This is a genomic window from Bradyrhizobium sp. MOS001 (assembly GCF_004634465.1).
GTDB lineage: Bacteria > Pseudomonadota > Alphaproteobacteria > Rhizobiales > Xanthobacteraceae > Bradyrhizobium > Bradyrhizobium barranii.
The window spans coordinates 20804-34555 of record NZ_SPVJ01000052.1; the positions used below are offsets into that span (position 1 = coordinate 20804).

General features: G+C 63.6%; 13 protein-coding genes and 1 pseudogene. 13 read left to right on the forward strand and 1 reads right to left on the reverse strand.

Annotated features, from left to right (window positions below; translation table 11 throughout):
* Nucleotides 1–446 precede the first annotated feature (446 nt).
* The 10 genes and pseudogenes from CT676_RS36905 to CT676_RS36955 all read left to right on the forward strand — a co-directional run.
* Nucleotides 447–671: pseudogene (locus CT676_RS36905) on the forward strand (GDP-L-fucose synthase); the annotation flags it as partial.
* Nucleotides 672–734: 63 nt separating this feature from the next.
* On the forward strand, nt 735–1187 hold the full coding sequence (locus tag CT676_RS36910; RefSeq protein WP_135216601.1) for a DUF2231 domain-containing protein: 453 nt from the start codon (nt 735–737) through the stop codon (nt 1185–1187).
* A complete protein-coding gene (locus CT676_RS36915; RefSeq protein ID WP_135216602.1) occupies nt 1184–2518 on the forward strand; it encodes a sorbosone dehydrogenase family protein in 1335 nt (444 codons plus the stop codon). The genes CT676_RS36910 and CT676_RS36915 overlap by 4 nt, the downstream gene beginning before the upstream one ends.
* A gap of 18 nt (nt 2519–2536) precedes the next feature.
* Entirely contained in the window at nt 2537–2740 is a 204-nt protein-coding gene (locus CT676_RS36920; protein WP_135216603.1) for a hypothetical protein, read from the forward strand.
* 360 nt (nt 2741–3100) lie between these two features.
* Entirely contained in the window at nt 3101–4498 is a 1398-nt protein-coding gene (locus tag CT676_RS36925; protein WP_135216604.1) for an MFS transporter, read from the forward strand.
* 120 nt (nt 4499–4618) lie between these two features.
* Nucleotides 4619–5446: a 3-keto-5-aminohexanoate cleavage protein gene (locus CT676_RS36930; RefSeq protein ID WP_135216605.1), complete on the forward strand. Its 828-nt coding sequence runs from the start codon at nt 4619–4621 to the stop codon at nt 5444–5446.
* Between the two features lie 133 nt (nt 5447–5579).
* Entirely contained in the window at nt 5580–6785 is a 1206-nt protein-coding gene (locus tag CT676_RS36935) for an MFS transporter (protein WP_135216606.1), read from the forward strand.
* Between the two features lie 177 nt (nt 6786–6962).
* Nucleotides 6963–8192: a CaiB/BaiF CoA-transferase family protein gene (locus tag CT676_RS36940; RefSeq protein ID WP_085405399.1), complete on the forward strand. Its 1230-nt coding sequence runs from the start codon at nt 6963–6965 to the stop codon at nt 8190–8192.
* A 233-nt stretch (nt 8193–8425) separates the two neighbouring features.
* Nucleotides 8426–8641, forward strand: coding sequence for a hypothetical protein (locus tag CT676_RS36950; protein WP_014494475.1), 216 nt, complete (start codon nt 8426–8428; stop codon nt 8639–8641).
* 203 nt (nt 8642–8844) lie between these two features.
* Nucleotides 8845–9237: a RidA family protein gene (locus CT676_RS36955; RefSeq protein WP_038942317.1), complete on the forward strand. Its 393-nt coding sequence runs from the start codon at nt 8845–8847 to the stop codon at nt 9235–9237.
* A gap of 212 nt (nt 9238–9449) precedes the next feature.
* Here CT676_RS36955 and CT676_RS36960 read toward each other — a convergent pair whose 3' ends face one another.
* On the reverse strand, nt 9450–10112 hold the full coding sequence (locus tag CT676_RS36960) for a TetR/AcrR family transcriptional regulator (protein ID WP_135216607.1): 663 nt from the start codon (nt 10110–10112) through the stop codon (nt 9450–9452).
* 209 nt (nt 10113–10321) lie between these two features.
* On the opposite strand from CT676_RS36960, the gene CT676_RS36965 reads away from it, so the two are divergent.
* From CT676_RS36965 to CT676_RS36980, 3 genes are all read left to right on the forward strand, one after another.
* Nucleotides 10322–11557: an acyl-CoA dehydrogenase family protein gene (locus CT676_RS36965; RefSeq protein ID WP_063982561.1), complete on the forward strand. Its 1236-nt coding sequence runs from the start codon at nt 10322–10324 to the stop codon at nt 11555–11557.
* Nucleotides 11558–11688: 131 nt separating this feature from the next.
* Complete coding sequence (locus CT676_RS36970) at nt 11689–12747, forward strand: phosphotransferase family protein (protein WP_063982562.1); 1059 nt, start codon at nt 11689–11691, stop codon at nt 12745–12747.
* A 209-nt stretch (nt 12748–12956) separates the two neighbouring features.
* Nucleotides 12957–13583 carry a LysE family translocator gene (locus CT676_RS36980; RefSeq protein ID WP_135216609.1) on the forward strand — a complete coding sequence of 209 codons (627 nt, stop codon included), beginning with the start codon at nt 12957–12959 and terminating at the stop codon, nt 13581–13583.
* Nucleotides 13584–13752 lie beyond the last annotated feature (169 nt).

The window sequence follows — 13752 nt, forward strand, 5'->3', positions numbered from 1 at the left end:
ATGCGTGCAGAGGGCGCCTAGAACAACCGCAGACGGAAGTTTTTGCCCCAGTTTCTGGGGTCGCTCGCGGGGGGGCAATTCCGGTAGGGAGGCGTTTTCGGGTGATTTCCGGTTATGTGCTAACTGCCGCTATGCTGCTGAAAATATGACAGTTTGTGCGGTTGGGTGATCTTCGATGAGGTGTATCGAGATGACGAGGGTTCGATTCCCTTCACCCGCTCCATTCCTCTCGACCAAGCTATCGGCCTCATGACGGTGACCGGCGCAAGGAACGCGGGACGGCTCGCGCCCGCATCGATCGTGGTGCAGCCGACAATCTCCTCTTCGAGCCTGTCATCGAAGACGTATGCCCATCCGGGGTCGGCCAGGGCGGTGAAATGTCATCCAGCGAAGACGCGAGATCGCTACGGTTGCGCGACCACAATGCCGACAGTAGTAGGGCACCCCAAGACTACACCATAGCCGAGTTCGCGCTCGTCGTGACCGACATCGTTAGTTACGGCGGCGAGATCAATTTCGATAGCTCGCGTCCCGATGGAACGCCGCGCAAACTGCTCGACGTCGGCCGTCTCGAAAAGCTCGGCTGGCGTGCCACGACGTCGCTTCACGATGGCTTGAGGCGCGCCTATGCGGCGTATCAGGCCGGCGCGCCGGTGGCGGTGCGAGAGTAGGAACCTTCACCGCAAGCAAGAGTTGGCCGGTCGGGCAGGGCGAAAAGCCACACGAGGCCGACCGTGCAAGAAGCCGTGCGCGTGCGCTCCACCGCGCAAATCGCAGGTCATCCGATTCATCCGATGCTGGTGCCGATACCGATCGCGTGCTTCATCGGGGCATTGGTGACCGACATTGCCTATGTCGTCAGCGCCGAGATCATGTGGGCGGATTTCTCCGCCTGGCTTCTGGTGGTCGGCGTCATCTTCGGTGTGCTGGCGGCGATCGCCGGCCTGACTGATTTCCTCGGCAATCGCCTGGTGCGGGCGCAGGCTCCGGCCTGGCCGCATCTGATCGGCAACGCCGTGGCGCTGATCCTGGCGACTGTCAATGTGCTGATCCACACGCGTGATGCGTGGACCTCGGTGTGGCCGACCGGGCTCATTCTTTCGGTGATCACCGTCCTGATCCTCCCGGTCACCGGCTGGCTCGGCTGGGCGATGGTGTACCGCCACGGCGTCGGAGTTGCGCGATGACGTCCTTGCTTGTCGGGATATTGCTGTGCTCTTCGCTTCTATGTCTTGCCGGTTGCGATGACGGCAGCGGTGATCCCAAAGCGCAGATCGGCGCCAATCCAAAGCTGCCTGACATTCAGCAATATCTGCTGCCGCCGATTCACATCGCGCGCATCATCGGCTGGAAGAAGGACGAGACGCCGACCGTCGCGCAGGGCCTGCAGGCAAAAGCCTTTGCGACGGGCTTGCAGCATCCGCGCTCGCTTTATGTGCTGCCCAACGGCGACGTGCTCGTGGTGGAGTCCAAGGCGCCGAAGGGCGCCGCGATCAAGCGGCCCAAGGAGATCGTGATGGGCTATGTCGAGTCCTGGGCGACCTCCGGCGGTGATACGGGCCCGAGCAACCGCATCACGCTGTTGCGGGACACCAACGGCGACGGCGTGCCAGATATGCAAAGCGTCTTCCTCGACCATCTCAACTCGCCGTTCGGCGTCGCGCTGGTCGGCAACGACCTCTATGTCGCCAACACCGATGCGATCGTGAAATATCCCTACACGGAGGGCGATACGAAAATCACCGCGCCGGGCACCGTGCTGACGCCGCTGCCTGGCGGCCCGATCGACCATCACTGGACCAAGAGCCTGGTCGCGAGCCCCGACGGCTCGAAACTCTATGCCGGCGTCGGCTCCAACAGCAACATCACCGAGAACGGCATGGAGGCCGAGCACAATCGCGCCGTCATCCTCGAGGTCGATCGCGCCAGCGGCCGCTGGCGCATTTTTGCGAGCGGATTGCGCAATCCCAATGGGCTGAGCTTCGAGCCGCAGACGGGCGCGCTGTGGACGGTAGTGAACGAGCGCGACGAGCTCGGTCCCGATCTCGTCCCCGACTACATGACGTCGGTGAAGGACGGCGGCTTCTATGGCTGGCCCTACAGCTATTACGGCCAGCACGTCGATCCCCGCGTCAAGCCGCAGCGGCCAGACCTCGTCGACAAGGCCATCGTGCCGGACTACGCGCTGAGCTCGCATGTCGCGCCGCTCGGGATGGCTTTCAACACCAGCACGAGTCTGCCGGCCGCTTACCGCGGCGGCGCCTTCGTCGGAGAGCACGGCAGCTGGAACCGGCAGGTGCTGAACGGCTACAAGGTCGTGTTCGTGCCGTTTGCGGACGGCAAGCCGAGTGGCCCTGCGCAAGACGTCGTCACCGGCTTCCTCAACAGCGACGATCGGGCACGCGGCCGTCCCGTCGGCGTCGCCATCGACAAGACCGGCGCACTGCTGGTCGCCGACGACAGTGGCAACACCGTGTGGCGGGTGACGGCAGCCCATCCGCAGGTCACGCAGCGCTAGATATCGAGGAGTTGCACCATGGGCCTTGCTCAATACGCGATCATCCCGGTCGACGGAGAATGGGGCGTGCTGCACGACGGCAACGTCAACGGCAAATACGCCACCAAGGAATCCGCATTCGAGTCGGCAGTTGCCGCCGCTTCACTGGCGCTTCGCCAGGGGCATGAGGTTCACGTCAGCGTCCCCGGGCGCGAGCGGGGAGAGACCGCGCTGGGAAGCTAACTTCGGCTAACTTCGTCACCTCGGCCGCCTGCGCCCCGCGGGCGATCGACGGCACGCGGTATGTCGCGCGTATTTTCAATCCGTCCGAGTGATTTCCTGTGACGGCATGTCGAGCCGGTCCGCGCGCGTGACCGCCGGGCGGAGGCGCGCGCCCCGCGCGAAAATAACATCATGTTAGGTTTATCGCATAACTGGGTAATTGTGTTAGCCCGGCGAAAGCCTATTGTCGCGACCAATCGGATACCCATCGGCAGTGACAAGCGCTCGCGGAAGTCGGCAGAGCGCCCGGAGAATACTGCCCAATTTCTAGCGAAGCCCGACAACGGGACGTCAGCAAACCCAGTGGAGGAATTTTCTGCGATGACCACGACTCGCACGATCCGTCACATGAGTCAGTCCAGGAAGGCTGCTGCGAGCGGCTGGATCGGTTCGGCTCTCGAATATTATGACTTCTTCATCTACGCGACCGCCGCGTCGCTGATCTTCCCGCAAATCTTCTTCCCGTCGGAAAATCCCACCGTCGCCATCGTCGCATCGCTGGCGACGTATGGTGTGGGATATGTGGCCCGGCCGATCGGGGCCTTCGTCCTCGGACATTGGGGCGACACCCATGGCCGCAAGACTGTTCTCATCGTCTGCATGTTCCTGATGGGCATCTCGACGATGGCGGTGGGTATCCTGCCGACCTATCAGCAGGTCGGCATCCTGGCGCCGATCCTGCTCGTTATCCTGCGCCTCGTGCAGGGATTTGCCGTGGCCGGTGAAATCTCCGGCGCGAGCTCGATGATTTTGGAGCATGCGCCGTTCGGCCGGCGCGGCTTCTATGCAAGCTTCGCCCTTCAAGGCGTGCAGGCTGGACAAATCCTCGCGGCAGCCGTCTTCCTGCCGCTGGCGGCCTATATGCCGACCGACGCCTTCAACAGCTGGGGATGGCGGATTCCGTTCCTGCTCAGCTTCTTCGTCATCGTCGCCGGCTACATCATTCGTCGCGAAGTCGACGAAACCCCTGCCTTTGCGCAAGAGGGCGCACGGGGAGAAACGCCGCGGTCGCCCATTGTTCAGGCCATCAAGCTGAGCTGGCGCGACATGCTCAGGGTGATCTGCATGGCTCTGATGAACGTCATTCCGGTCGTTGCGACCATCTTCGGTGCGGCCTACGCGGTGCAGCCGGCCTATGGCATCGGTTTTGCCAAGGACGTCTATCTGTGGATCCCGGTCCTCGGAAATATGCTGGCCATATTCGTCATTCCCTTCGTCGGCAATCTCTCCGACAAGGTCGGTCGCAAGCCTCCGATCATCGTGGGCGCGCTGCTCTCAGGCTTGCTTGCCTTCGTCTATCTCTATGCCATCAGCATCAGGAATGTGCCGCTGGCGATCCTGGTGTCGCTGCTGATGTGGGGCGTCGTCTATCAGGGCTACAACGCGATCTTCCCGAGCTTTTACCCCGAGCTGTTTCCGACCCGCACCCGCGTGTCGGCGATGGCGATCTCGCAGAACATCGGAACGACCATCACCGCATTGCTTCCGGCCCTGTTTGCGACTGTGGCACCTCCCGGCTCGGACAATATCCCCTTGACGGTGGGAGCGATCGCCTTCGGTATCACTGTCATCGCGGCGCTGGCGGCCGTCACGGCCCGGGAGACCTATCGGGTCAATATCGACGATCTCGGCAATCCCAAGGCCGTTCCGATGCCGCGGGCCGACTATGAGCGGCAGCGTGCGGAGGCGGCGAGCGGTGCGGCCGCAATTCCGACCTGAAGGGCACGCAAGGAGCCTGCCGCTGCGATCGATGATGTTTGCAGCGGTGGGGCTCGATGCGTTACTTGATTGCCTATTCGAACTCCGTGCGCGCGAGCGCGATCATCATGAGGTCAAGGGATGAACCCCGTTGTTGTTGCTGTCGCCATCACCGGCTCCGTTCCGCGCAAGAAGGACAATCCCGCGGTGCCGATCTTGCCGTCCGAGCAGATCGAGTCGACGCAGGAGGCCTTCGAGGTCGGCGCCACGCTTGCCCATATCCATGTTCGCAACGATGACGAGACGCCGTCCTCCGACCCCGCGCGTTTCGCGCAGGTGCAGGAGGGGATCAAAAAGCATTGTCCGGGGATGATCGTTCAGTTCTCGACCGGCGGGCGGGGCCGCGATCCCTCGGCGCGGGGATCATCGCTTTATCTGAAGCCGGACATGGCCTCGCTGTCGACTGGATCGGTGAACTTTCCGACGATCGTCTATGAGAACGGCGCCGCCCTGGTCGAGACTCTCGCGACCGGCATGAAGACAAATGGCATCCGCCCGGAAATCGAGATCTTCGATCTGTCGCATCTACACGGTGCGCGGCGTCTGATCGAGGCGGGGCTGATGGACTCGCGTCCGCACGTGCAATTCGTCATGGGCGTCAAGAACGCGATGCCTGCGGACGAGCATGTCCTCGACATCCTCCTGGGAGAGCTGAAGCGGCTGATCCCGAAAGCGACGTGGACGGCGGCCGGGATCGGACGCCATCAGGCCGAGGTCATGGGCTGGGCGCTTGCGCGCGGCGCCGACGCGGTGCGGACCGGGCTCGAGGACAATATCAGGATCGACAAGACCCGCCTGGCCGCCAGCAACGCCGAGCTCGTGACCATCGCCGCCGGGGCTGTCGCGCGCCACGGCCGGCGCGTCGCGACCGCAGCCGAGGCGCGATCCGTGCTCGGGCTCGCGGGGTAGAGGCTACTGCCCCCTGCTGACATGCTCCCGGCCGCCTTCTGCCATTCGGCGGCCGGCGTTCCGCTGCACTGAGTCTCCGGGTAAGACGGTGTCACAGGCGTGATCGGCGCCTGCTGGGCAGGCGACGAGTGGAATGCGGTTCTTGAAATCTGACAGCAGACTCATTGGGGTCCTGCTGGTGCTGGCAATCACCCAGCTCGTTGGATGGGGCACGATCGGTCTTCCGCCCATCGTCGGCCGCGACCTTGCGGCCGATCTCGGCATGAGTCTGCCGATGGTGTTTGCGGGCACCTCGGTGCTCTACGTTTCGATGGGGCTATGCGCTCCCTGGCTGGCAAAATCCTTTGCGCGGCATGGTGCGCGAAACGTGATGATGGCCGGTACGGCCGTCGCCATCCCCGGCTACATTCTGCTGTCCTTCGCCCGCGAGCCAATCCTCTATTTCGCCGCCTGGGTCGTGCTCGGCATGGCCGGCAGCGCCACGCTCTCCACCGGCGCCTATATCATGCTGAACGAGGTCGCTGGTCGCCGGGCCAAGGACGCGATCGGCGCGCTGATGCTGGTGACGGGACTCTCCAGCAGCATCTTCTGGCCGACCACGTCGTTCCTCAGCGGCCTGCTCGGCTGGCGCGGGACGTGCCTTGTCTATGCAGCGATGATGCTCGTCATCAATCTTCCCTTCTATGCGTTCTTCGCACCCCGCCGGAAAACGGCTGGGGATGATGGTGGCGAGCCGGTCAAGGCTGCGCCGCCGCCCGCGATTCCCAAGAGCACCTTCGGCCTCGTCGTCGCCGCGATCACGATGAATGCCTTCGTCAATTTCGGTATCGGCGCCATCATGATCGAATTGTTGAGGACGGAGGGGCTGGCGCCCGCGCAGGCGCTCGCGTTCGGTTCGATGCTGGGCGTGATCCAGGTCAGCGCCCGCGGGCTGGACTTCCTCGGCGGCGGGCGATGGGACGGGATCACGACCGGGCTCGTCGCGGGCACGGCGTTGCCGGTGGCCATGCTGCTGCTGATGACGAGCGAGGGGGTGACCTGGGCGGTTGCGGTCTTCATCCTGCTCTATGGCGCCGGCAGCGGTGCGATGGCGGTGGCGCGGGCGACGATCCCGCTGGTGTTCTACGACCAGGCCGAGTTCGCCAAGGCGATGTCGATGATCGCGCTGCCACTCAATCTGGCATCCGCGATCTCGCCGCCGCTCCTTGTCGGCCTGCTCACCCAGTTCGGCAGCCGTGGTGCGCTCGGTCTCACCTTTGTCTTCTCCTGCGCCACGGTGCTGATTTTGGTCCTGCTTGGCCGACGGCGGCCGCAGGTGGCTGCGGCGGCCGCGACCTGAACCGTCGACGTAATCTTCGTAGCGCGGAATTCGCCGCCGCGGGCTACCTCAGCTGCGGGGCAGGGGATGGCCGTATGCCCAGCGTGCAGTGCTCAGCGCCCGAAAATAGTGTATCCGCAGGAGGCGCAGGCCCGCTTCGAGCGCCGCGCCAAGATCCAGTTCCCGGAGGAAATCGACATGTCGGCTCTGCCGCTCTCAGGCATCAAGATCCTTGACCTCACCCGCGTGCTGGCCGGGCCCCTGTCGGCCCAGATGCTGGGCGATCTCGGCGCGGAGGTGATCAAGATCGAGCGGCCGGGCACCGGCGACGACGCGCGCGCCTTCGGCCCGCCTTACCTGACCGATCCCGAGGGCAAGGCCAACAACAACAACTCGTTCTACCTTTGCGCCAACCGCAACAAGAAGTCGGTCACCGTCAACATCGCCAAGCCCGAGGGGCAGGCGATCATCCGCGCGCTCGCCAAGGACGTCGACGTCTTCATGGAGAACTACAAGGTCGGCGATCTCAAGCGCTATGGCCTCGACTACGAGACGATCAAGGCGATCAACCCCGGCATCATCTATTGCTCGGTGACCGGCTTCGGCCAGACCGGCCCCTACGCGCCGCGCGCCGGCTATGACGCGATCCTGCAGGCGATGGGCGGCCTGATGAGCGTCACCGGCCATATCGACGGCGAGCCCGGCGAGGGTCCGATGAAGGTCGGCCCGTCGATCGTCGACTACATGACCGGCATGAACACCTCGATCGGGATTCTCTCGGCGCTGTACCATCGCGACGCCAATGACGGGCAGGGACAGCACATCGACGTCTGCCTGTTCGACACCGTCATCGCATCGCTGTCGCATTGGCTCCAGATCTACCTCGTCAACGGCAAGATGCCGCCGCGCCGCGGCACCTGGGGCAATGGCGGCATGCCGGCCGGCGTGTTCCGCTGCACCGACGGCGAGCTGATGCTGGTGGTCGGCAATGACGGCCAGTTCCAGCGCACCTGCGCCGTGCTCGGCGAGCCCGAGCTCGCCAACGACAAGCGCTTCGTCAAGAACAACGACCGCGTCGTGCACGGCAAGGAAATCATGGCGATCTTTGCCGGCCTGTTCCTGAAGCAGCCGGTGGCCTACTGGCTGGACAAGCTGGAGGAGGCCGGCGTGCCGTCAGGCCCGATCAACAATTTCGAGCAGGTGTTTTCCGATCCGCACGTCCAGTCGCGCGGCATGCGGGTGAAGGTGGATCATCCGTTCGAGCCCGATCTCTCGCTGATCCGCAACGCGCTGACCCTCTCGGAGACCCCGATCGAGACTTATCGTGCCCCGCCGCTGCTGGGCGAGCACACCCAGGAGGTGCTCGGCGGCAAGCTCGGCTATGATGCCGGCAAGATCGAGCAGCTGAAGCAGCAAGGGATCATCTAGCTTCGCTTCCTGATCCCAGGGCGTGCCGGCGAAGACCAATGCTGGCGCGCATGCGACAGCGATCCTGACCAGCCTGGGAGCGACGGTTGCGACCGCGGACGACGCGCGCGCCATGCCCGGCCTTGCCCGAGGCTTGCGCGCACCCCCAGATAAACCCGGTCCGTCTCGCACAGGCTTCCGCTTTGCGCGCGACTCTGATGCGATCATCCCGACGCAAGTCCGGGAGGGAACGCATGTCTTACACGATCGGGTTTCAAGCCAAGGACCAGAAGGCAATTCTGGCGACCGAGGCAGCAACGGCCAATCAGGCCGTCGCCATCATCGCCGCGCTGCGGCAAAGCGCCGACGAAATAAAGTTCATCCGTTCGCCCCAGGAAGGCGAGATGGGTATCGAGATGCTGCTGCTGCTTGCCAAGGAAGAGGCCGAGGAGATGCCGCAGCGGGTGTAAGGCACGATCCGGAAAACTGCGCAGCGGTTTTCCCTCGCGACAAACGCGGAACGCGTTTGCGCGGAGATCATGCTCAAACAACACTAGAGCGCGATCTGATCGCGCTCTAGGCCCGCAACCACACTTCGAGCTTTAGCGAAGCATGCCGGCTGCAGAATAATGTAGCAAGGCGCCAGTCTCGCTCGAACCGAAGGTGGCCGCCGATGAAACGCGAAGCGCTCCGCGTCGAACCGATCTCGTCCTTTCTCGACCGCGTCAAGGCGCCGACCTCGCCGGTCACGCGCGCCGGCAACATGATCTTCGTCGCCGGCCTGCCGCCGTTCGACCCCGAGACGGGCGAGATCGGGGGGATGCCAATCGCGCGGCAGAGCGAGATCATCATGGAGCAGATGAAGCTCTGCCTCGAAACGGCAGGCGCCTCGCTCGACAATGTCATGAAGTGCAACGTCTACTGCACCTCGACCAAACACTTCGCCGTCTTCAACGCGATCTATGCGCGCTACTTCCCGATCGATCCGCCGGCGCGCATCTTCGTCTGCACCCCGGAATGGTTCGGCCCCTTCGACGTCGAGATCGACTGCATCGCGATGATGTGAGGGACTGGCGGTTACTTTACCTCGCCCCGCTTGCGGGGAGAGGTCGGATTGCATCGAAGATGCAATCCGGGTGAGGGGGCACAGGTCCTTCGGCAATCTCGCACGAGGAGAGAGGCCCCTCACCCCAACCCTCTCAGCGCGAGCGAAGCTCATCGCGGCCCCGTAAGAACGGGGCGAGGGAGCGCAGCGCCGGCGTGGCTACGGCTTTTTGACTAACGCGCGACAACCCATGACGGCGCCTTCGTCTCGGTCCGCCCCGCCGTCAGCGCCATCGTCGCGACGCTGACGACGCGCGCGACGACGTCGTCGACGTCGTCGAGATCGCATTTGCCTTCCGACAGCTTCGTCAACCGCTCGCTCTCGCGGATGGTGTGGTGCGCCATGGCGAGCGCGAAGTTCAGGCCCCAATAGATATCGACGTCGCTGCGGTCGGGCAGGGAGCGCCGCATGGCGCCTGCAAATTTCCGCAAATGGTCGATCTCGCGATTCTTGATGCGGCGGATCGGCGGCACGGATTCGATCGAGGCGCGGATCATGAAGCGCGCCGCGGTGGAGCGCTGGTTTTCTGGACCCAGGCAGCCGCGCAAGGTCGGGCCGACGAGGGCACGCAAGATCACCTCGATCGGCGCGCCACCACCGCCTTGCTCTTCCGCAGCCTTCAATTCGCGCAGGCGTTCGCGGTTGGTGGCGATCGAACGCGAGACGAACAACTCTGCGATCAATTCGTCCTTCGAGCCGAAATGATAATTCACCGCCGCGAGGTTGACGTTGGCCTCCGCGACGATGTCGCGCAGCGTCACGTCGCCAAAGCCGCGATGGGCATAAAGCCGTTCGGCGGCGGCGAGAATGGCAGACCTCGTATGATCGCTGGCCATGGATGCCCCTCGGGGAGGGAGTTGCAATTCAAACACTTGTATGAAACTATCGTTTGAAGGCCGGAGAAAGTCAATCCGCAATCGAGACTCGTTCGCAACGCGCGAGCCGGTTCCGAGGCGTCCGCAAGCATTCGCGCTTGCGGGTCGCGTGCGGCGGGAGGACAGTCCGGCGCAAAACAGCTTTGCAAAGAGAGACCGAGGAGCGTCCCATGGATTTCGATCTGTCCCCCAAGCAGAAGGAATGGCTCGACCGCGTGCAGTCGTTCATGACCAAGCACGTGCGTCCGGCGGTGCCGATCTATAACGAGCAGGACCACAGCGGCGAGCGCTGGAAGGTGATCCCGGTTCTGGAGGACCTCAAGAAGAAGGCGAAGGCCGAAGGCCTCTGGAACATGTTCATGCCGCCGAACGAGCATGAGGACGATGAATTCCGCGGCGCGGGATTGACCAATCTCGAATACGCGCTGCTGTCGGAGCAGATGGGCCACATCTCCTGGGCTTCGGAAGTGTTCAACTGTTCGGCGCCCGACACCGGCAACATGGAAGTGTTCATGCGCTACGGCTCCAAGGAGCAGAAGCGCAAATGGCTGCGTCCGCTGATGGACGGCGAGATCCGCTCGGCGTTCCTGATGACGGAACCGGCGGTGGCCTCGTCCGACGCCACCAACATCGAGACCAGCATCGAGAAGGATGGCGATCACTACGTCATCAACGGTCGCAAATGGTGGTCGTCCGGTGTCGGAGATCCCCGCTGCAAGATCGCGATCCTGATGGGCAAGACCGATTTCAAGGCGGCCAAGCATCAGCAGCAGTCGCAGATCCTGGTTCCGCTCGACACTCCCGGCATCAAGGTCGAGAAGATGCTGCCGGTGTTCGGCTTCGACGATGCGCCGCACGGCCACGCCCAGGTGCTGCTCGAGAACGTGCGCGTGCCGAAGGAGAACATCCTGCTCGGCGAAGGCCGCGGCTTCGAGATCGCGCAGGGCCGCCTCGGTCCCGGCCGTATCCACCACTGCATGCGCACCATTGGCAAGGCCGAGGAGGCGCTGGAGAAGATGGTGAAGCGTCTGATGTCGCGCACCGCCTTCGGCAAGAAGATCGTCGAGCATTCGGTGTGGGAGCAGCGCATTGGCGAGGCCCGCACCAACATCGAGATGACGCGTCTTCTCTGCCTCAAGGCCGCCGACATGATGGACAAGGTCGGCAACAAGACCGCGCAGGCCGAGATCGCCATGATCAAGGTCGCAGCACCCAACATGGCGCTGAAGATCATCGACGAGGCGATCCAGGCCTTTGGTGGCGCGGGCGTCTCCGACGAAGCGGGTCTTGCCAAGGACTACGCCGGCATCCGCACGCTGCGGCTCGCCGACGGTCCGGACGAGGTGCACAATCGCGCCATTGCAAGGCTCGAAGTTCGGAAGTATGCCAATTCTCCCAAGCATTAAGAGGGAGAGCCCTGCGGCGCTCCCGACTTGAAAAAGACGACAGGGCTGATCCGCATTCGGTGACCGCTTGACGCAAGTGCGTCAGCGGTTACCGATTAGGATCATGTTCGGACTGAAGAGGGAGCGTCATCGTGGCTGACGGCGTCAGGAAAGACGAAGAATTCTCGGGCACCAAGCCGGTCGAGGAGCGTCATCGCTTCGACGAGATGCGGCTCGAGGCCTGGATGCGCGACAACGTCGAAGGCTATGAGGGCCCGCTGGTCGTGCTCCAGTTCAAGGGCGGCCAGTCCAATCCAACCTACCGGCTGAACACGCCGAACCGCTCCTACGTGATGCGCCGAAAGCCGTTCGGCAAATTGCTGCCGTCGGCGCACGCGGTCGATCGCGAATATCGCGTCATCGCAGCCCTTGGAAAGCAGGGTTTTCCGGTCGCGCGCGCCTACGCGCTGTGCCAGGACGACAGCATCATCGGCGCCGCCTTCTACATCATGTCGATGGAGGACGGCCGGGTGTTCTGGGATCCGACGCTGCCGAGCCAGACGCCGGAGGACCGCCGCAAGATATTCACCAGCAAGATCGAGACGCTGGCAAAACTCCACATGTACGATCCCGTCGCGATCGGCCTCGGCGAGTTCGGCAAGCCCGGCAACTATTTCGCGCGCCAGATCGATCGCTGGACCAAGCAGTACCGGGCGTCCGAGACGCAGCACATTCCGGAGTTCGAGAAGGTCGCCGAATGGCTGCCCAAAACCGTGCCGGAGCAGGCGCGCGTCTCGATCGTCCACGGCGACTATCGCCTCGACAACATGATTTTCCACGCGACGGAACCGCGCGTGCAGGCCGTGCTCGACTGGGAGCTGTCGACGCTTGGCGATCCCATGGCCGACTTCACCTATCTGTTGATGCAGTGGATCATGCCGGGCCTGGAGGGCGCCGACCTCAAGGCGCTCAACATCCCAAGCGTGGAGGAGGCCGCGCAGATCTATTGCAACGTCACCAAGATGACGGTGCCTGATCTCAACTGGTATTTTGCCTACAACCTGTTCCGCCTCGCCGGCATTACCCAAGGCATCGCCGGCCGCGTCCGCGACGGCACCGCCGCCAACGCCAAGGCTCTGGAGTCCGCCAAGCGCACCGTGCCGCTGTCGAAGGCCTCATGGGAATACGCGCAGAAGGCGGGCGCGGTTTAGACACACAAAGGCGCGGCTGATGGCCGCGCCTTTTCGCTTTGTGGTTCGCCGTCTCCACACTTTCGGTGTCATTGCCCGCGAAAGCGGGCAATCCAGTATCCCAGAGACAGCGCGTGGACGCAGAGGAGCCGCGGCGTACTGGATGCGCCGGTCAACCCGGGGCATGACACCGCTGTCGTAGCGACATCAGTGAAAGAACGGCCAGCCACATGATCGATCACGCCACCCTCATCACCTACATCCTCATCGTACTCGGTTTTGTCTTCATTCCCGGGCCTGCGACGCTGCTCACCATGACGCGCGCGGTTAGCTCGGGAACGAAGGTCGGCATCGCAACCGGCGCGGGGATTGCGGCCGGTGACTTGATCCACACTTCGATGGCGATCGTCGGTCTTTCGGCGATCATCGCGACCTCTGCGCTGCTGTTCAGCATCGTTAAATATGCGGGCGCTGCGTTCCTGATCTATCTCGGCATTCGCGCGATGCTCGACAAGGCGCCGGTCGAGCTGAACGGCGGCGCGCCCGCGATCGGCGCGGGTCGCGCCTTCCGGCAGGCTGTGCTGACTGAAGTGCTCAATCCCAAGACCGCGCTGTTCTTCCTCGCCTTCCTGCCGCAATTCGTGAGGCCGGAGCACGGTTCGATCGCACTTCAGCTTGCGATCCTCGGCATCGTCTTCGTGCTGCTGGGTCTCGTCAGCACCGTGGTGTTCGCCGTCGGCGCCGGTCGTCTGGGCAATCTCCTGCGCCGCCATCCGGCCGTGGTGAAATGGCAGGGCAAGGTGGTCGGGACCATCTACTGCGTTGTCGGCGTGCGGCTGGCGTTGCAGGAGCGATGAGGAACGCGTGCTCCCGTAGCCCGGGTGAGCGCAGCGACACCCGGGACGGCGGTCCCGCATGTTGCTAACGCTCATGCGGGCTACGCTCTGAACGGTTGCGGCGATGAACGCCATCAATGTCGACATCCTGCGCTCGCTGTTCATGCCCTTCTTCTTCGACACGACGGCG